This window comes from uncultured Nostoc sp. (genome assembly GCF_937863485.1).
GTDB lineage: Bacteria > Cyanobacteriota > Cyanobacteriia > Cyanobacteriales > Nostocaceae > Nostoc.
In genome coordinates this window covers 14,159-34,191 of record NZ_CALMFY010000183.1, presented here as the reverse complement: position 1 = coordinate 34,191, position 20,033 = coordinate 14,159, and the positions used below count along the sequence as shown (strand labels likewise).

Sequence of the window (20,033 nt, the reverse complement as noted above, 5' to 3'; positions counted from 1 at the left end):
AACTCAAGTTATGCTTTTGGAACTATTAACCTTTCCGGTTTCCGGACCACTTGGCGGAATCATTTGGATAGCAGAACAACTTTTAGAGTTGAAGAATGCTGAATTAGATGATACAGAAAATTTGCAAAAACAGTTATTAACTTTGCAATTAGCATTTGATCTTGGTGAGATTTCCGAAGAGGAGTTTGAAGTTCAGGAAGAGGAACTGTTGCTAAAAATTCAAGCACTGGAAGCTGAAGAATCTGGGTAAATAAGGTATCGCCTTTGTTACGGAGCTAAACAGTTGAAAAATCTTTACCTTAACTAGTGTGGAACTGTACAATGTCTATACTTACGCCTTTTTAAATACACCAGCCGCTACCCTAGAGTTACCCATAGGTATCTGTTCGCGCGTACTTCTAATTAGTAACGCAGGCGTTTCAGCTTTGGTGGAACCAGAGGTATCCCTAGAATTATTGCAGAACGATAACGAACTATTAATCCAAGCGGTTTTGTCACACGATCGTGTTATAGGTGAACTGTTTCGCCAGACTACAGTTTTACCATTACGATTCGGTACCTCCTTTGCTTCAAAAGAAAGCTTACTAACTTATCTAGAATCTCACACTGAGGAATATCTAGAAAAGATACGCCAATTAAATGGTAAAGCTGAATATATTTTGAAGTTTATTCCCCGAACTCCAGATGAACCAGTCATAACGCCGCCATCAGCAGGAAGACAGTATTTTTTAGCCAAGAAACAACGCTATCAAACACAGCAAGACTTTCAAAACGCTCAAACTGCCCAATGGGATCGGGCAGTTCATCTGATTACCCAGATATATAAGTCGGCAATTGTTGTTCAACCGCAGGGTGAAGAAGCGCGGATTTATCTTTTAGTCAGTCGCCAAGACGAACCCTTACTCGCCGAACAATTTCTAGCTTGGCAACTCGCGTGCGATCGTTGGGAATTACAGTTAGGACTCGCCCTACCTCCTTATAACTTTATATAATATCAGTTTCGGTTGAATACTTATGTTATCTGTGAAGGTGCTAATTGCTAATAGCTAATTGTTCATTGCAATTAGCAATTAGCTATTAGCAATTAGCCCTTCGGGTTCGCCAGTTCCCTACGGCGGGTTTCCCGCCGTAGGGAACTGGACTCACAATTAGCAATTAGTATAAATACTATGAGCGAGTACGATTCACTTCAAATAGCAATGTTTACTGGTAAAGGTGGAGTAGGGAAAACAACCCTTTCCTGTAGTTTCGCTCGGCGCTGGGCAAGATTATTTACCAACGAACAAATACTGTTAATATCTACAGATCCGGCACATTCTTTAGGCGATGTGCTACAAATAAAAGTTGAACACAACGCCTCACCTTTACCCGATCTACCTAACTTGAGCGTTCGGGCGTTAGATGCTAAAGAATTACTTCTAGAATTTCAGGCAAAATCCGGCAGGTTTTTAGAGCTATTAGTTGAGCGCGGAAGTTTTGTAGAGGGTGAAGATTTAACGCCTGTTTGGGATTTAGACTGGCCTGGTTTAGATGAAGTCATGAGTTTACTAGAAATTCAACGCCTGCTTACAGAAAAAGTGGTAGACCGCGTAGTAGTAGATATGGCTCCTTCCGGTCACACGTTAAACTTATTAGGAATTAAAGATTTTTTAGATATAGTTTTAAATTCTTTGGAGTTATTTCAAGAAAAACATCGTCAGATCGCCACAAGTTTTAGGGGAAAGTATACTGCAGATGAAGTCGATGAGTTTCTGGTAAACATGAAATCTGAATTAGCTCAAGGCAGACGCTTGCTGCAAAATAAAGATATAAGCGCACTCTTGGTGGTGGCGATCGCCGAATCCATGAGTCTTTTAGAAACGTCACGACTTTTAAAAAGCTTGCAAGCATTGTCCATTCCTTGCGGTGGCTTATTCGTTAACCAGTTTTTGACAAATGCTCCTACAGATTTAGACCGCTATAGCGAACAACAACAATTACTGGAGAAATTTCTAAAACTACCAGGTAACCATCCGGTTTTTATCGTACCGCAACAGACATCAGAACCCCTTGGCGGTAAAGCGTTAGATAATATTATTACCCAAATTCAAAAAATTGATACAGTTGCAATTGCTCCACCGCCACCCATACAATGGCCTGCTAAACTACTACCCAGCTTCAGCGATTTTATCACTGAAAGACGGCAACTGATCCTTGTTGGTGGCAAAGGTGGAGTAGGAAAAACGACAGTTGCAGCCGCTATAGGGTGGGCGTTAGCAAGTCGTTATCCTGATAAAAATATTCGTCTAATTTCCATTGACCCGGCCCATTCTTTGGGAGATGCTTTTGGGGAAAAATTGGGACATGAACCCACTCAGCTAACCGCAAATTTGAGCGGTCAAGAAATCGATGCCGACATAGTATTAGAACAGTTCCGCAATGATTATCTTTGGGAATTAGCAGAAATGATGAGTGGAGAAGGGACTGAAGCAGGGGCGATAAAAATTGCTTACACTCCCCAAGCTTGGCGACAAATTGTAGCGCATGCTTTACCTGGTATTAATGAAATGCTGTCCCTCATCACAATAATGGATTTATTAGACCGCAAACAGCAAGATTTAATTATCCTGGATACTGCCCCTACTGGTCATCTTCTTCGCTTTCTGGAAATGCCATCTGCATTAGCTGACTGGCTAGCTTGGATATTCAAGCTGTGGATGAAGTATCAAAATGTTTTAGGTAGGGTAGATTTGATGGGGCGGCTGCGGAATTTGCGACAACAAGTTGTACAAGTACAGAAAAAATTAAAAGACCCCCACCACACTGAATTTATTGGTGTCATCCAAGCTCAAGCTGCAATTATTGCAGAACAAGTGCGGTTAACTGAGTCTTTACAGAAAATGGGAGTTCAGCAGCGTTACGTGGTGCATAACCGCTACAGCCAGGATAGGTCAATCCATGCTAAATTATTTGCTGGGCAAACTATAATTCGCTTACCAATTTTACCCCGTTCTGTGGAACCGCTAGACCGAATTAAAGCGGCGGCTAATCTCCTGTTTTAAAAAGTATTTTCGATACAGCAACTGGCACAGTGAGTGTTTAGTAACGGTTAATGGGGTTTGGTATGATGTACAGCATAGGCACAACAAATAACAAAGCAATACTCACCTCTATGCTGACAAAAGAGATGCCAATACAAGCCAAATAGACCTAACTTTCAATAGTATTAAGCTATATACTCGCCTCTGGGCAGCAGAGGTTCGTCGTCAACTAATTGAACTCAAAGGATACCAGCATGAAGAACTGCCTTCAATTGAGGTTATTAGACAACGATTTGAACCAATTAGGCTATGGCTTAAAGCAGGTTGCTAAAACCAAACCGATAAAAGAGATACCAGAAACTGGAGCTATCTTTAAAGAAGTTAATCGTATTAATCAAGAAGCTGATGATCAGCCAACGACACTACGAATTTCTATGGATGCAAAGGTGGGGATAAAAGTTGGGGAATTTGACAGAGGAGGAAAAACTCGTGTCGCTACTGTTGCGTTGGATCATGACTTTTCCGATTGCCCAACTTTAACTCCCTACGGTATTTTTTTACCTCAAGAGAGTGAGCTATTTTTATTTTTCGTTCAATCCAAACTGACTGCTGATTGTATTGTAAAAATCAAATTAATTGTAGGGTAGAATGGCGTTACTTAACCTAGATTTAGATCCCCGACTTCTTGAAGAAGTCGGGGATCTGGGCAGCAAGTTGGGTTATTAGAAAGATGGAGCATACAACTTATCGCCGACAATCTTGCGAATTGTCTCTACTAATTGGGTGTATGCAAAGTCAGACAAAACTGGTTTTGCTCCTTGCAACTGAATTGGTTCATCTAAATCAATCCATGACTTGCAACCGCCGTATTTAGAATGGTAGGGAATTTCTTGTTGAGGTAGTTGATATGTCCGCAGGAGGAGAACATAAAGCGGCTGGCGTGGTTTCCATTTGAGGCGATCGCTAATAAAATGCTCGTTCCAAATATGGAAGGGAAGCAAGGCGTTGACAAGAAATTCGTCACTAACTGGCAAAATATCCGTAATTTCAGCCCAACTGCCGATGCGAACTGTCTCTGGATGCCAACATGATGTTACTGGATAAACATGATTGGCATACTCTGCTTTCAACATGAAAGCTTGTTGATGTTCACAAGTAGGGTAAAGCAAAATTTGCTTGTGGGCAACTTGGAAATGTCCATTTCGTTCATGGATACCGCCTTTGCGGAGCAACATAATTGTTTTGCCATTTTCCAAAGCATTTATGGCGACTGCCCATTCTTTGAGAGCATGAAAAGTTGTGGTCAATTCCATCAGCATCTACTATAACTCTGATTTAATTTCAACCTAAAACCGATAAAGTGTGAAACTATCCAAGGAAATGAATTAGGAAGCAGTTATGGAAAAGCGATCGCTAGGTACAACTGAAGTCCAAATTACACCTATCCTTATGGGAACTTGGCAAGCTGGTAAAAGAATGTGGGTAGGAATTGAGGATGCTGACTCGATTAAAACGATCCGAGCCGCATTTGAAGCTGGTATCACCACAATTGATACCGCTGAAGCTTATGGTGAAGGACACTCTGAGCGAATTGTCGCTGAAGCTTTATCTGATGTACGAACTCGTGTGGAGTATGCCACGAAAGTTTTGCCTAACCATCTAAAGTATGAACAAGTGATTGAAGCTTGCGATCGTTCCCTAACCAACCTGAAAACTGATTACATTGATCTTTACCAAATACATTGGCCCTCCGGTGCTTTCAAAAGTGAAATAGTACCTATCGAAGAAACTATGAGCGCTCTAAACTTTCTTAAAGAGCAAGGTAAAATTCGAGCCATTGGTGTTTCCAATTTTTCCCACACCCAGTTGGCAGAAGCAGCAAATTATGGACGTATTGATAGTTTACAACCACCTTATTCTTTATTCTGGAGACAGGTAGAACAAGATGCGTTGCCCTATTGTATCAAAAATAATATTTCTATCCTTGCTTATTCGCCTTTAGCACAGGGGTTGTTAACAGGAAGATTTGCTTTCGGTCATAAATTTGACCTAACAGATAACCGTGCTAAAAATAAACTGTTTCAAGGCGATAACTTTGAACATGCTCAACAAGCGCTAGAAAAACTGCGTCCCATAGCCCTTCTTCATAATTGTACCCTTGCTCAGTTAGCTTTAGCGTGGTTAATTGCTCAACCCCAAACAAATGCGATCGCCGGGGCGCGTTATCCCGAACAAGCACTAGACAACACATTAGCTGCCCAAATTCAACTTTCTGCGTCCCAATTGGCAGAAATTGATGCGATCGGCCGTATTGTCACCGACCATCTTGATAACAGTCCAATTATGTGGAATTGATTACAATGCAGTTTGGTTAACCATGCTAATCTCTCTCTTTTGGAGAGGCTACGCCTAGCTGGCTTTTGAGTAGGGGTACAAAGATCCCCTCAACTCTCTTAAAAATAGGACTTACGCATTGACAGGAAATACTAAATATGAATGAAAGGAGAGAGGTCAGAGCATCCATAGACGCGTAGCGGCTTAAAGCAGGGTACAAGCGATCGCTATCAAAGCTTGAAACGACCTATTTTGGTAAATTTATACCATGATTAATTTGTACAGTGCGTAAGTTCTAAAAAAGATAGTCGGGGATCAAATTGGAGCTAGATTGCAAAATCTAACAAAACGTCAATTTTAGTAAACTAAGAGTTGCGATCTACCAACTAACTGATAATTTAAATAGTAGGACACCAAACAAAATAAAACCAAACAATAGGGTCAATGACTTAGTGTCCCCTTGTCATCAACCCAAGTAAATTTCAGCATATCAAACATTATATAAGTGGCAAAAAGCTGAATGTAAAAGGCAAAGCCAAATCCCAAAGTGGAAAAATGCAAGAATGCTGAGTTTGTTAGTTTTTAGTCCACCTTAGTTATTAACTTTCAATTACTTAATTAGTTTAACAATTTGAAACCTGTGAACTTGATAAAACCTGGTCAACCCCGACCAGGTTTTTGGTATTTTATTATGATAAAATTTTTTAATTACGGCAGGGAGTGCCGGAATTCACGCTTGAGGAGCTAGTTGTGAGACTAGGATAACATTAACAAAAGACAGTTAATGTGCCCAAGAAACCTAAAGCCTTTTGGTTAGGGTACTTCACTTAATTTTGCTTAGAAAAACAAGCCCACTGATGTGGGCTTGTTTTTTACAGTATCAACTCAAATAAGACTGTTCCTCCGTTGGCACAGCCCCAGGCATCCAAACTTCCTTTCTTTCCCGCCGTTGAGGCGACTGGTGTACTAAGAACACTTCCCCTAAGGGGTGATCGCACCATAATAATTCGTAGAGTCTGCCTAAGTCTCAAAGAGATCGAACGGCCCCGGTAAGTAGAGATTTAGCCAGTAAAACCTGATCCAACCCACGAAAAATAAGATTGTGGAAGGCTCAGGGATAAGTAATGGATGCGAATGGTAACATTACCCTGGTAGCCCAAACACCTACAGTTAATCCTGTGCGTTCTTGGTTATCACTTACCTTTTGTCATGCTTGTGACTAAACCAACTACGATTTTTGGCGCGAATTCTGTAAAAGTTAAAAGGCAAAAGCAGCTAGGGTGTTGGGAGAAGACCAGGCTAGCTCACTTTTTACGTTTGCCTTTGTACTTCCTAATAGCTTTGCTATGCATCCTTGGTTCACCCGTACTGGCAAAAGTTCCTGGCTCAATTAATTCCTCATCCCAACTACCAATTAATAGTTTTATGTCGCTGGCTGTGGCCGCTGACCCCGCCTCACTATTAGAGCAGGGCCAAATTTTATACAAGGCTGGAAACTTTGCCAAGGCGGTAGAAGTGTTACAACAGGCTGTCCAAGCATATAAGCAGCAAGGGGACAGCCTCAGTCTGGCAGTAACACTAAGTAATCTTTCCCTAGCTTACCAGCAACTGGGTGCATGGATTCAGGCACAGCAGGCAATTACAGAGGGCTTAAATTTGCTCAAACAACAGGATGAAAACCAAAATCTGCAAAAAATATTTGCCCAATCACTGGATATTCAAGGTCGTCTCCAACTAACAATGGGACAGGCCGAGGAGGCTTTAGAAACTTGGCGGCAGACGGAAAAAATTTACAGGCAAGCAGATGATCAAAGCGGTGTGGTGCGATCGCTAATCAATCAAGCACAGGCGTTGCGAAGCCAAGGACTTTACCCTCGGGCTGTCAAAACACTCGAAGAGGTAAGTCTGACGTTAAAATCTCAAGCAGACTCTAGAGAAAAGACAGTGAGTTTGCGATCGCTCGGTGATGCCCTTTTGGTAGTGGGGGATTTGAAAGACTCATACCAGGCGCTAGAAGAAAGTCTAATGATTGCTCAACATCTGCAATCAAGCACTGATATTGCGGCAAGTCTGTTCAGTCTGGGGAATCATGCCCGTAGAAAACAAGACAATATACAAGCGATCGCCTATTATCAACGAACAGTCACAGCATCTCCTTCACTCCTGACAAAAGTCCAAGCGCAACTCAATCAACTAAGCCTACTCATTGAAGATCAACGATGGGCAGAGGTTTACACTCTCTCACCATTGATTGAGTCCCAACTCGATCAACTTCCCCTCAGCCGTGCTAGTATTTACGCTCAAATTAATTACTCACAAAGTATCTTAAAAATCAAGAGTGGTGTGTTGCCAGCATCTAGTCAGAATTACTACTCTGGATTCAGCACAAAAGACTCAACAGTATTACTCACCAGGGCCATCCAGCAATCCCGCAGTTTAGGGGACAAGCGGGCAGAAGCCTATGCTCTGAAAAGCTTAGGCGGTTTGTACGAAGAAACCGGAGAGTGGTCAAAAGCGCAAGACCTGACCCTGCAAGGATTAGCTTTGGCACAGAGCAGCAATGCACCAGAAATTATCTATACCTTGGAGTGGCAATTAGGTAGATTGCTCCGGGCACAAAAAGATATTAATGGTGCGATTAGGGCATATGATCTTGCTGTGGAAACTCTCCAGTCTCTCCGCAGAGATTTAATAGTCAGTAATGTAGTGAATCAGGATGTGCAATTCACCTTCCGGGACAGCGTAGAACCCGTCTACCGAGAGTCAGTAGAGTTACTACTGAAATCCCAAAAAGAAAAATCAGATGAAAAAATATTGGAGAAAGCACGAGAGCGGATTGAAGCACTCCAACTAGCAGAATTGGACAACTTCTTCCAGGAAGCTTGCCTGCAAGGTCAGAGAGTAGCCCTCGATCAAGTGGTAGAAAAAGAAAATGCCACGGCTGCCATCCTCTATCCGATTATTCTTCAAAAAGAACTCCAGGTAATTGTCAAAATTCCCAAACAACCCCTGCAAAGCTACACTACTCAGATTTCCCGTCCAGAAGTAGAGGAACTCTTAGTAAAACTGCAAAAAAATCTTGTTGATCCCACCGCTACCAAAGCCGTCCAAACCCACTCGCACCAAGTTTATAACTGGCTACTCAAACCGATTGAGTCAGAATTGCAAAAAAGTCGGGTAGATACCCTAGTGTTCGTCTTAGATGGCCCGTTACGCAATTTACCAATGGCAGCTCTCTACGATGGCAAGAAATACTTGGTAGAGAAATATGCAATTGCTCTAAGCGTCGGTCTGCAACTCCTCAGCCCTAAACCACTGGTAAAACAGCAACTAAGAGCGCTAACCGCAGGACTGACTAAGCCGCCACCAGGTTTTTCCAACTTTGCACCGTTGTTTGCGATCGAATCTGAATTTGACGGCATTAGCAAAGCAGGAATCTCGACAACTAGCCTACTAGATAAAGATTTTAAGAAAAAGAATTTAGAGAGTAAAATTGGTGCTGCTCCATTCAACATAGTGCATTTAGCAACCCACGGTCAGTTTAGTTCCCGCCTTGAAGACACTTTTATTTTGGATTTTGATGGTGAGATCAATGTTAAGGATTTTGATACTCTCTTCAGCAGTCAGGGTAAAACCATAGTAGAACTATTAGTTTTGAGTGCTTGCCAAACAGCAACAGGAGACAAACGTGCAGCACTGGGTCTTGCAGGAGCAGCTGTCCGAGCTGGGGCACGCAGTACCATAGCCTCGCTGTGGCAGATTGATGATGAATCGACAGCAATGTTTGTTAGTGCCTTCTATCAAAAACTCAACAGTAGCAAAATTACCAAAGCCAAAGCTGTCCAACTTGCCCAGCTACAACTGCTGAACCATCCCAACTACAGAGTGCCAAGCTTTTGGTCTGCCTATGTGTTGATTGGCAATTGGTTGTGATTTGGGGATTGGGGACTGGGAACAAAGAAAATTAGAGACTCATTCATCTCTTTAAGAACTCCGTTCATCTGTTTGAGAACTCCCTTCATCCACCTCACAACCTCAAACCTCTCAATCCCCAATTTTTTAATAATCATTCTCTGTTTTGTGGCATAAATTTAGTGAATGCGGGTGATATCTACATAGCAGCATTGATCACTAGGGATTGACTTATGAATAACTCCACCTATCAGCTAGACGATTTCGCTTTAACATTGCCGATTTCCCAATCAGCTCGCATAACTGCCCAGCAATTTGCTAACCAGCAGCCAAATCCTGAAAAAGCAGAACAAGTTCGGCTGAATACGCTGGCTGTGTGGGTAGTGAATGACTACTTGGAAATGATGGATATTCCTACTGACCTCCAAGCTAGTGACAGCTGGAACTGTGTCATGCGCCTCTGTGGGAATATAGCTGACTTAGAGGTGCCCTCAGTTGGTCCTCTAGAATGTCGCCCTGTGCAGGAACACCAGCAGATATGTTCCATTCCTCCAGAAACCTGGGAAGAACGGGTAGGTTATTTAGTAGTTCAATTTGATGAATCGCTCCAAGAAGCGAGGCTGCTTGGTTTTATGCCTAGTGTCGCAACTGAAACACTGCCTTTAGAACAACTGCAACCATTGGAAGCGTTTATCGACCACCTGAGTCAACTGCGCCAATCCCCAGTTAGTTCACTGGTGAATTTAAGTCAGTGGTTTGCTGGTATATTTGAGACAGGTTGGCAGACTATTGAATCTCTGTGGAACTTGCCGGAACTCAGACCAGCTTATGCCTTTCGCAGTATTGAAACTTTAGAACTAAATACCCTTAACGAACCAGAATCAATTACTAAACGGGCAAAACTGATTGATTTGGGTATCCAAATTCTCAACCAACCCGTCATGTTGATTGTGGAAATCAGCCTAGAAGAAGATCAACAAACCAGTATTCGTCTCCAATTGCACGCCACTGGGAATCAAATCTACTTGCCCCCAGGAGTTCATCTCACCGTTCTAGATAGTTCGGGAGCAGTATTTCTAAATGCTCAATCGAGAAAATTAGACAATTATATTCAGTTGCAGTTTCGCGGTGAACCTACAGAGCAATTTAGCGTTAGGGTAGCTATCAATGATATTAGCATTACCGAATATTTTCGGATTTGAAACATATAGCTATCTTCCCTCTTTGTTGGTAATTTATTAAGTGGTAATTGGTTAATTAAAAATTAAAAGTGAAAAATTCAAGCCGACTTTTGGAGATTTTTCAAAAAGTCTGTAAAAGCTTGTGGAGCTTGTTATGAGACATTAGAACAGGGCATGATTTTGCACAGGGAGATTAGTGACAGTCATGGGTAAGTTAGTGGTTCTGAAATTCGGAGAGGGTAGTTTTGAGCAGGGGTTTGCTGTTACTCTCCAAATTGGTGAAGAACACGAGCGTGCTGCAACAGAAATCACGGGGAGGCTACCTTCATTCCCTGAAATGCCGCTCTATTACAGTCATTGGCAGTCTAGTTATCGGCAGATAGGCAATCGTTATCGCCTCCATGCTGACCAAATGCAGGTGACGAATGTATCGATGATTCAAGACTGCGAAAACACTTCCCATATTTTGCGGGCACGTTTTAATACCTGGCTGCGAGCAGAGGAGTTTCGCCCTTTGAGGGAAAAATGGTTAGAAAGATTGTCGTCCACGGAAGAAGTGCGGGTGATTCTGCAAACAGAAAATAGCCAATTGCAACTATTACCCTGGCATCTGTGGGATTTGTTAGAACGCTACCCCAAGGCTGAAATCGCCCTTTCTTCACCATCCTACGATCGCATTCACAAGCCACGCACTCCAAATAAATTAGTCAACATTTTAGCAATTGTAGGCAATAGTCAGGGGATTGACACCCAGGCTGATCTAGCTTTACTGCAACAGTGTGCGAATGCAGAGGTCAGCTTTCTGGTAGAACCACAACGTAAGGAATTGACTGATCATCTCTGGGGAAAAAACTGGGATATTCTCTTCTTTGCTGGGCACAGTTCCAGTAACAAGAATGCAGAAAGCGGACGAATTTACCTGAATAAAACTGATAGCCTTACCATTGGCGAGTTAAAGTATGCTCTTAGGAAAGCCATTGAAAACGGTTTGCAACTAGCTATATTCAACTCCTGTGATGGATTAGGATTGGCGCGAGAATTAGCTGATTTGCAAATTCCTCAAATGATCGTCATGCGCGAACCGGTTCCAGACCAGGTTGCTAAAGAGTTTTTACAGTATTTTCTCGAAGGCTTTGCCAATGGGAAGTCTTTATATCAAGCGGTACGCCAAGGGCGGGAACGATTGCAAGGACTTGAGGATCGATTTCCCTGTGCGACTTGGCTACCAATGATTTGCCAAAATCCAGCCCAGATACCACCCACTTGGGATGAATTAAGGTCTACAAAAACTGAAGATATACCGAATTTAGCTTACTCTCACAAACGCAGATTTACGATAACCTTGTTATCGAGTTTGGCGATTACAGCCTTGGTTTGTGGGGTGAGATGGCTAGGATTGGTGGAAAGTCCAGAGATGCAAGCCTTTGACCAGATGATGCGATCGCGCCCTGCGGAAGGACTAGATTCGCGCCTGCTAGTAATCACAATTGATGATGACGATATAGCAACTCAACGACAAAATGGCGAGTTTTTGATCGGCGCTTCGATTTCCGAAAAATCACTCAATAAACTCCTGGAAAAACTGAATCAGTACCAACCCCGCGCGATCGGCTTGGATATCTACCGTGATTTTAAAGCCACACAACCAGATTTAATTACTCGTCTCCAAAAAACTCAGAACTTGATTGGCGTATGTAAGGGGAGCGATGTCACAGAAAATATCCCAGGCTTTAAGCCGCCACCAGAAATCCCCACAACAAATTTGGGATTCAGTGACTTTATTAATGATAGTGATGAAGTTATCCGTCGGCATCTCCTGTTCATGAACCCAGAGCCGACATCGTTGTGTCCTGCTCGTTATGCATTCAGTGTAGAACTGGCCTCTCTCTATCTACAACCCTTAGGAATTGAACGAAAGATCACTCAAGGGAATTTGCAGCTGGGTAAAACTATTTTTCCAAATCTGAAATCTCGTACTGGTGGCTATCAAAATATTGATGCTAATGGCGGTCAAATCTTGCTCAACTACCGTTCCTCAAAAGAGATAGCCCAACAGATAAAGCTAACCAAATTTTTATCTTCTAATCCGATTGACCCCAGTGTTATCAAAGACAAGATTGTTTTGATTGGTGTGGTAGCAAAGGGGGATTCTCCAGACGCCTGGGCTACACCCTATGGCGCTGCTTTAAAGAAAATGCCAGGAGTGTTGGTACAAGCGCATATGGCCAGCCAGATCCTCAGTGCTGTCCAGGATGGGCGGCCGTTGCTACGGGTTTGGTCACTGTGGGTTGAGGTGGTCTGGATTTGGGGCTGGTCTTTGGTGGGGGGAGTCCTGGCTTGGCGAAGGCTTTCGTTCCCTTGGTTGGCATTGGCAATCAGTATTACCTCTAGTGTTCTGTATATAATTTGCTTTAATCTGTTAATTTCGGGCGCTTGGGTGCCGTTTATACCTTCGGTTTTGTCGTTGGCAGCTACGGTTGCCTTGATGTCAATTTATGATTCAAAAACAAAAGTTCGGGTGGCGAATAGGGAATAGGTAAAGATTTTTTTATGAAATTTTTGGATAACCAGCAGATAAATCTACAAGGTTTACATACTTAAGGTAAGGTTTTTATGAAGTCAAATTCACAACCGATAAAACTGTTTGTAGTAGTAGCTTTTAGCTGCACCAGTTTACTAGTTAGCCTGACTCCAGTCCTTGCAAAACCAACTCTTAGTTCTTCACTTAGCGATCGTAATGCTAAAACGACCCTTGCTCAAGCCACAACCTTTAATCAACCTCCACTTCCACCTGGCCCCCCTCCTGGAGGTCGGGTTCGTGGTGGAGCGAAGCGTGGGGAACCGATATGTCCACTTACTAAACCTAAGCTGACTGCTTTAGTGCCCTTTACTGAGTCAGCTGACTCAGTGATCAATGTCTGGGGACAGACAACCCTAGAACGCCCAAGTTGGTTTTTCTATGTGCCATATACCAAAAATTCGCCCTATGAAGTTGAATTTGTGCTGCAAGATCAGGACTCTAACGAGATTTCCCGCCCACTGATCGCTCTACCAGATAAACCAGGAGTCATCAGCGTTTCTCTACCTTCCACAGCTCCTGCTTTGGCACTAAACAAACAATATCGCTGGTTTTTCACGATTAACTGTAACAAGCAAACGATTTCGCCCCCGACTTTCGTCGAAGGGGTGATTGTCCGAGTCGAACTAAATCCAACCGTAGTCAAAAAGCTACAAACACCAGAACTTCTAAAGCAGTATGCTATCTATGCTGAAAACGGGATATGGTACGACGCACTGACGATACTGGCTCAACTGCGTCAGAAAAATCCTAAAGATGCAGCACTGCAAGCAGAGTGGCGGCATTTGTTAAATCAGATCCATTTAGATGATATTGCACCAGAACCGATTCTCTCAAAGCAACCTTAGACTAAGAAACACAAAAAATACTACGGTGTACACACAAGTCCTAAAAACCTAGTTTTTTAGGGTGTGTTATTCCTGAGGGTACGGCACTATCTCAGATTTTCGGTTTACCCAAGAGTAGGAAAGCGATCGCTAATTAGTATTATTCCTGAAGGTACTGCACCATCACAGATTTTCGGTGTATTATACCATTTCTTTGTGAGGCTGCGCCAAATTTTCTTGGCTTCTTATTTCTTTCTCCCTTTGTGTCCTTCTCTACGAGACGCTACGCGAATGCGTCCTTTGCGGTTCGTTCCTCATTTCGTTTGGCGCATCTTCATGCAGAATTGGTATTAGGACTAATGTCCATAATGCACCCTACGAGATCCAAGCCAATATGTAAGGTTTTCTGACTTGTATGTACACGGTAGCCACTAGGGGAGAGACTGCTGTTGAGAAGTGAGGTAGGAATCACAAGTAATTTACCGGACATGATATCAAACGCGCAGAAACAAGATCCCCGACTTTTTAAATAAGTCGGGGATCTGCGGGTTGCAATTCTCACAAATCAAATCGGATTGCTATATAACTAATCTTCTTTTTGCAAGATATCATGATCAATCGGTCGCTCCTTTTTAATATCAGGACTTCCTGCTGTCCAATAGTCATCTACTTCAGGAGATTCAGAAACCATCACAAACTCAGTCTCTTTTCTATGGTTATCTCCCCATTGATCCAAAACATCTTTAATTAACACCTCTTGCACCCAAATTTTAGCGACGACAGTTAGAGGTAGTGCTAGAAATAATCCTAAAAAGCCAAAGAAAGTCACGAAAAATAACTGGGAAATTAAGGTTACAGCTGGTAGCAATGAGACTTGATGCGCCATGACAATGGGCGTGATAAAATTACTCTCAATCTGTTGAATAAAAAAGTAGAGAATCAAGACAGCAACTGCTTTCCAGGGTTCATCCAACAGAGCGATCGCCATTGCTGGTACTACACTCAGCGTTGGGCCGAGGTTGGGAATTAAGTTCAAAAATCCTGCCAAAACCCCTAAAGCAAGTGCTGCTTTTACACCCAAAATAGATAAGCCAATTACACTCATCAACCCGACTACACCCATAGCAATGAGAGCGCCTATTACCCATCCCCCCAAGGAGACTTCGCATTGATCTAAAATCCCTTCGACTCGTCGCCGATAAAATGAGGGGAAAAGCCGCACAAAGACTTTGCGGTAAGCCACGGGGTTGGCTAATGTCATTCCTGTTAAAACTAGCACTAGTAAAACCTTGAGGACAATTTCCAAGGAGCCAGATACAAAGGCGAACGAGTTTCCTAATACCCGATTGGCGATGGGCTGTGCTTGTTGGATCAGGCTGTTTAAATCTGGGATGTAAGGAATCAATTCAGTAGGAATGCGGGTTCTCAGACCGTCAAGCCAACTATTAAAGCGTCCAAAACCTTGGGGAACCCGATAGGTTAGTTCTTGAAACTGCTGGGCAAAAGGTGGCACAATTAGCCAGAAAAAACCCACGATTCCGGCAAAAAAGATAGCTACTGAGAGAAGGACAGCGAATCCACGCTTCATACCTGAGCGTTGGAAGCGTTTCGCTAGCCGATTTAAGGTGGTGGCTAACACAACTGCGGCAAACACGAGCAAAAGCACTTCTCGAATTTGCCACAGGATGTATAAAGAAAGAACTATGGCGATTAAGCCGATCCATTGACCGAGTTTCACAGGCTGACTCCCAACGGTTGGCGAGATGCAATTTTGTTGTAATTCAGCTAGGTTAGCTGATTTTAGTAACTTGTGCGTAAATGCTCCCGAGTTAATTTTGTTTCTGTGCTTGGAATCGCCACAGTAGCGCGATCGCCATAATCACAATCGGCAAAAATATTATAATCAGCGCGTTGGTTGCTGTCGGCGGAATTGATAGACTTGGCCCTGCATACTTAATTAATAACGATAACAAAGCCGAGAGTAAAAGCAGTTTCAGAACAAATCCTAATTGATTTTCCATAAAAGCACGGCATACAAATTTTTATGGTACATACGAATTTGCGCTGTACCGTCCAGTTTCTACAATAAACCTACAGATACAATCCTTTCCAACTTTCTCTAGGAAATGCGATCGCTTTTTTACGTCAAACTCAACCAGCCAAAAACTTGTTCTACAGTCAGTTCCAATTCGATACCCTCCAGGATGGGTAATTTATCAGCACCTTCATATAATTCCAATCGTTGTCCCGGAAAAATCCCCAGCACACTTTCGTCTTCTGGGTTGATTAACCAGCCTAATTCAGTACCATTGCGCGAACAATGCAATAACTTACTCAACACTTTTTTTAACCTTTGGTCTGGAGAAAGAATCTCAATTGCCCAGTCGGGATGAATTTCAAAGCGATTAACAATTCTGCCAGTTGAAGTTTTGGGAATTCTATCCCAGCGAAACACAGAGACATCAGGAACGATCGCAGCGCCGCCGAAGGTGCAACGCAGTTCTGTGATAGCTACAGCAATTTTTTGATTTCTCGCTACGCCGTTAATCACTTCAGATAAAATTGTCTGGATCAGACCATGTTCACCTTGAGGCATTGGTTTTTGAATAATTTCCCCGTTGATAAAATCTGATGCTGGCTCAGTTTCCGGCAGTTTCAGGAACTCTTCTAAAGTTAGTTGGGGTTGAGTTGCGATCGCCATAAGTGAGTGAAATAGAGGGGATGGTTTTATTATGTGCGTTAGCCAAGCTCACCGCAGGCATCGCCAAGTGACAGAGATTTTGGCAGAAAGTGCGTTGGCGCAGCCCGCCGTAGGCATCAGCATGGCATCTTATCTTTGCGTCTTTGCGTGAGACTACGCCCGAATTACGAATTAGCCTAGCCCTCAGCTTTTCGCAACTTCTCCAATTCCTCTGGCGTGAGGGGATTATTTCCTGACTTCAGTGCTTCTATCCAGCGTAGCCGTCGCTGCTTCACATCATTTGAGTAATTAAGTGCACCACTGTCTACAGCAGCTTGAAAGTCTTCTAATGCCCCTGCCAAGTCGCCAGTCAAAACTCTAGCCAGTCCTCGACTATCTTGATAGATTTTCTTGTCAGGGTCTAAGGTAACAGCTTTTTCACAGATGAAGAGAAAATTTTTAGCATAACCGTGTAAACAGCTAACCCAGCAGATGCTATTCAAAGATTCAGCAGAGTTTATAAAACTACGGTCAAATATTTGGGCTTGCTTGAAAGCTTCCTGTGCTTCTTTAATTTTGCCTTCTCTCACCCAACTGATGCCCTGACTCAAGGCAACCGCAGCCGCAAAAGCTGAGTCTTGCGCCAACTCTGGAGATACAGCGACTACTTCATGCAGCCCCCTAGCATTGAGCCATTTTGTGTCACTGTTCCATACAACTTTTTGGAGGCTGGCACCTCTGAGGTCGGCATTGCTGAGGTTGGCACTGCTGAGGTGGGCACCGCTGAGGTTGGCACCGATGAGGTTGGCACCGCTGAGGTTGGCACCGCTGAGATTGGCACCGCTGAGGTTGGCACCGCTGAGGTCGGCACCGCTGAGAAATAATCTTAAGTTTTCTCTAAAAGCAGAGATACTCAGGCAGTGACTATAGCCGATAATACGGAGCAAGCGTTCTGAGTCAAATTGATCGGTATTAGGTTTACCGCAGGGGTGAAAGGTAATTTTGTCTTTGAGGTCGTCTTTTCTTTGGGCATAGCGATGCAACTCTAGAAGCAAAATCATCACATTCAGCCCTGTATACACATCCACCTGACGCAATCCCAACTCAATTTTTCGCTCTGGTAATTGCTCCCGCAATTGTTTTTTCTTTATCAGAGGCAGGTTTGCATCTTCTGCATCAATAAATTCCCCATCGCACCAACGGAAATAGAAATCCTCTAATCTTTGAAAAAGTTGAGACAAGCGTTCTACATCGTGAAATTCTGAACTCTCAGCCAACAACCCCATCAAATATTCGACAATCTCAAGTGTTAAATTCCCATACCCGAATAAATCGTAAATCTGCTTATCTATTACCTCCGTGGTAATAAAGTCACGCTTGCTTACCTTGGTTATCCAATCCACAAAGCTTTCTAGTAACCGTTCTGCAAATAAAAACTCGCCAAAACTCTTGTGGACAAACTCCACAGAGCCGCCTTTATCACCGGAGGCTGGTTTAATATAAAATGCCGTTAACAGGTTATTGAGTAGCTTATCTTGTTGATTTTTTTGGGAGGCATTCTCCTGTCTGACATCCTGAATTAACTTTGCAGCTGGGTTGTTGCTGTCTTTGAGCCGTGCTTCTAACATCGTCACTCTGGCAGATTCATTCCCAGACTGCACCACACACAAAGCGGCTTCCGTGAGAAACTGCCGTAAATCCTCACTCTCTAATCCAGTCAAGCGGGAGTTATCATTCTGATTTTCACTGTCACGTTGTTTTTCTAGTACCCACTTCACCGATTCGTCATAAATGCGGATTTTTGCCTTAATAGCGTCTGCGCCTGCAAACATTTGGACATTGAGACGGTTGTCTCGGTGCATCCGTGCCAGTAAATAGAGTAGTAAAGGTTCTCGTGCTAGGTTGTTTTTGACTTCATCAGGGCAAGCCTGCAAAAATTCTTCAAACTCACTCTTGTTAACTTGAGCCGCAACTGACCATTTTTCCAGCCATGTTTGCCGAAGTGAGTCATCCATTGGCTGAAGTTCGACGCGCTTCAAGCTTTTGGTTTGTGAAAGTAGCCGCTCAATTCCTTGCAGCGCTAGGGGACGACCAGTAATCAAAAACTGATGATGGCAAAAGGGGTTTTTCTGAAACTGTTCCACCTGTTCCAGAAATTCCTTCAAGCCGCCACTGGCTCGTCCTTCTAGTAATAACTCGTCAAACCCATCTAGTAAAAACAAAAACCGAGTATTTTTATCTGTCAGCCAGCCTGGATCACTGGTGACAAAATCAAAGTTTTCTAAATAGTTCTCTAGAGTATCAGTTAAATTATCTTTTAGTACGCGCAAATATCGCAACCGAATCAAAATTGGGGTAAAGCTAGGATGTAATTCGCGTCGTACCCAATCGGCAAACATCCGACAAAAGACACTATTACCACGTCCGGTTTCGCCCTGAATAAACAAAACTTGTTTGGGTTTTGTATCTGGATCATTCAGTATTCCCTTAACCAACTCTTCCAATTCAACATTTGCATTGTCTTTAGCATCCAGTTCTTTGACTTGCAAAGGTACATACAAATCCCGAAAAGTAATATGGGTTTCATCAAAAATGTTTTCTTCTGGCTTTGGTTTAATTATCTGTTCTAAATAATCTTCAATATTCAGATTTTTCTCTAGCTTTTCTTTTCCTCCGGCGCTATACCACTTCCAAAGTTTGTCCGCTTTCTCTCCGACTTCTACCAATGCGTCTTGCATATTTTCATCGGTGTGACGCGCTACCCTTCCAGTGAAGGTTTTTGCTTCTGCCTCGGTTAATCCGGCTTCTTGCAAGCGTTGCTGTAAAATCTGATTAAATGATTCTGCTAGTTGAGATTCGTGGAAATAGAGGATGGCTTTTTTTACTTCCCGCGCATTAAATTCTTGCTCACCTAATTTCTGAATCTGCGAAGCTAAACCATGAGAAGCTGGGCGGTCTGGATCAATTTTCTTGAGGAATTCGGAATCTTGTTTGAGAATATCCTGAAAGCTGTCTATGTAAGCAGCCTGACTAACTAGTAGTACACAGTTTTCTAAACTTGGCTCTTTGTGGGTTGCATCAATAATGAACTTGAGGATGGTAATGGCGATGGGTGCAAAGGGAATTACTTCTTTGGTAATTTGACCGAGAGGAGAATTAAATACATCTAATAGCGACGAAATCTGTTCTAGATATGGTTTGAAGTTTTGAACATTGGGTTTTTGCTCTTTGATTGCTTTTGCCAAATCAAGCACGGCTTTAGCTGCTTCGGCTCCAGTCTTTGTTACCTCTACGCCTTGTCCCCAATTCAAATCTTGAATGTTTCGCAAAAACTTCCAGAGCTTTATCATCGCCATAGACTATTCTCCAACAGCATCAATTTGGTAAAAATGCACCTGTATAGCGCTTCTCGTTTGTATGCAATAGACTTTGACCTCTCTCCAAACCTCTCTCCTTTTAGGAGAGAGGCTTTGAAATTTACTCCCCAACGCTTGTAGGGAA

14 protein-coding genes are annotated in these 20,033 nt (G+C 42.9%); 9 read left to right on the top strand and 5 right to left on the bottom strand.

Annotation, left to right across the window (positions count from 1 at the left end):
* The first annotated feature begins 10 nt into the window (after positions 1-10).
* From Q0541_RS24305 to Q0541_RS24290, 4 genes are all read left to right on the top strand, one after another.
* On the top strand, positions 11-250 hold the full coding sequence (locus Q0541_RS24305) for a gas vesicle protein GvpG (protein ID WP_298916687.1): 240 nt from the start codon (positions 11-13) through the stop codon (positions 248-250).
* Positions 251-308: 58 nt separating this feature from the next.
* Complete coding sequence (locus Q0541_RS24300) at positions 309-992, top strand: GvpL/GvpF family gas vesicle protein (protein ID WP_298916684.1); 684 nt, start codon at positions 309-311, stop codon at positions 990-992.
* A 177-nt stretch (positions 993-1,169) separates the two neighbouring features.
* Positions 1,170-3,041, top strand: coding sequence for an ArsA family ATPase (locus Q0541_RS24295; protein ID WP_298916679.1), 1,872 nt, complete (start codon positions 1,170-1,172; stop codon positions 3,039-3,041).
* A 272-nt stretch (positions 3,042-3,313) separates the two neighbouring features.
* Positions 3,314-3,667 (top strand): hypothetical protein, encoded by a 354-nt coding sequence (locus tag Q0541_RS24290; protein WP_298916676.1) that lies wholly within the window; start codon positions 3,314-3,316, stop codon positions 3,665-3,667.
* Positions 3,668-3,742: 75 nt separating this feature from the next.
* On the opposite strand, the gene Q0541_RS24285 is transcribed toward Q0541_RS24290, so the two are convergent.
* Positions 3,743-4,339, bottom strand: coding sequence for a DUF1802 family protein (locus Q0541_RS24285; RefSeq protein WP_298916674.1), 597 nt, complete (start codon positions 4,337-4,339; stop codon positions 3,743-3,745).
* 79 nt (positions 4,340-4,418) lie between these two features.
* Here Q0541_RS24285 and Q0541_RS24280 point away from each other — a divergent pair, with 79 nt between their 5' ends.
* From Q0541_RS24280 to Q0541_RS24260, 5 genes are all read left to right on the top strand, one after another.
* On the top strand, positions 4,419-5,375 hold the full coding sequence (locus tag Q0541_RS24280; protein WP_298916671.1) for an aldo/keto reductase: 957 nt from the start codon (positions 4,419-4,421) through the stop codon (positions 5,373-5,375).
* A 1,188-nt stretch (positions 5,376-6,563) separates the two neighbouring features.
* On the top strand, positions 6,564-9,287 hold the full coding sequence (locus tag Q0541_RS24275) for a CHAT domain-containing protein (RefSeq protein WP_298916668.1): 2,724 nt from the start codon (positions 6,564-6,566) through the stop codon (positions 9,285-9,287).
* Positions 9,288-9,499: 212 nt separating this feature from the next.
* Positions 9,500-10,468 carry a DUF1822 family protein gene (locus tag Q0541_RS24270; RefSeq protein ID WP_298916664.1) on the top strand — a complete coding sequence of 323 codons (969 nt, stop codon included), beginning with the start codon at positions 9,500-9,502 and terminating at the stop codon, positions 10,466-10,468.
* 184 nt (positions 10,469-10,652) lie between these two features.
* Positions 10,653-12,983: a CHASE2 domain-containing protein gene (locus Q0541_RS24265; RefSeq protein WP_298916661.1), complete on the top strand. Its 2,331-nt coding sequence runs from the start codon at positions 10,653-10,655 to the stop codon at positions 12,981-12,983.
* 77 nt (positions 12,984-13,060) lie between these two features.
* Positions 13,061-13,873 (top strand): DUF928 domain-containing protein, encoded by an 813-nt coding sequence (locus tag Q0541_RS24260; RefSeq protein WP_298916658.1) that lies wholly within the window; start codon positions 13,061-13,063, stop codon positions 13,871-13,873.
* A 565-nt stretch (positions 13,874-14,438) separates the two neighbouring features.
* On the opposite strand, the gene Q0541_RS24255 is transcribed toward Q0541_RS24260, so the two are convergent.
* The 4 genes from Q0541_RS24255 to Q0541_RS24240 form a co-directional block, all read right to left on the bottom strand.
* Complete coding sequence (locus Q0541_RS24255; RefSeq protein ID WP_298916655.1) at positions 14,439-15,590, bottom strand: AI-2E family transporter; 1,152 nt, start codon at positions 15,588-15,590, stop codon at positions 14,439-14,441.
* A gap of 91 nt (positions 15,591-15,681) precedes the next feature.
* On the bottom strand, positions 15,682-15,873 hold the full coding sequence (locus Q0541_RS24250; protein ID WP_298916652.1) for a hypothetical protein: 192 nt from the start codon (positions 15,871-15,873) through the stop codon (positions 15,682-15,684).
* 119 nt (positions 15,874-15,992) lie between these two features.
* A complete protein-coding gene (locus Q0541_RS24245) occupies positions 15,993-16,553 on the bottom strand; it encodes a Uma2 family endonuclease (protein ID WP_298916648.1) in 561 nt (186 codons plus the stop codon).
* Between the two features lie 176 nt (positions 16,554-16,729).
* The gene (locus Q0541_RS24240) at positions 16,730-19,882 is read right to left on the bottom strand and encodes a pentapeptide repeat-containing protein (protein ID WP_298916644.1); all 3,153 of its coding nucleotides are present in this window, start codon (positions 19,880-19,882) and stop codon (positions 16,730-16,732) included.
* Positions 19,883-20,033 lie beyond the last annotated feature (151 nt).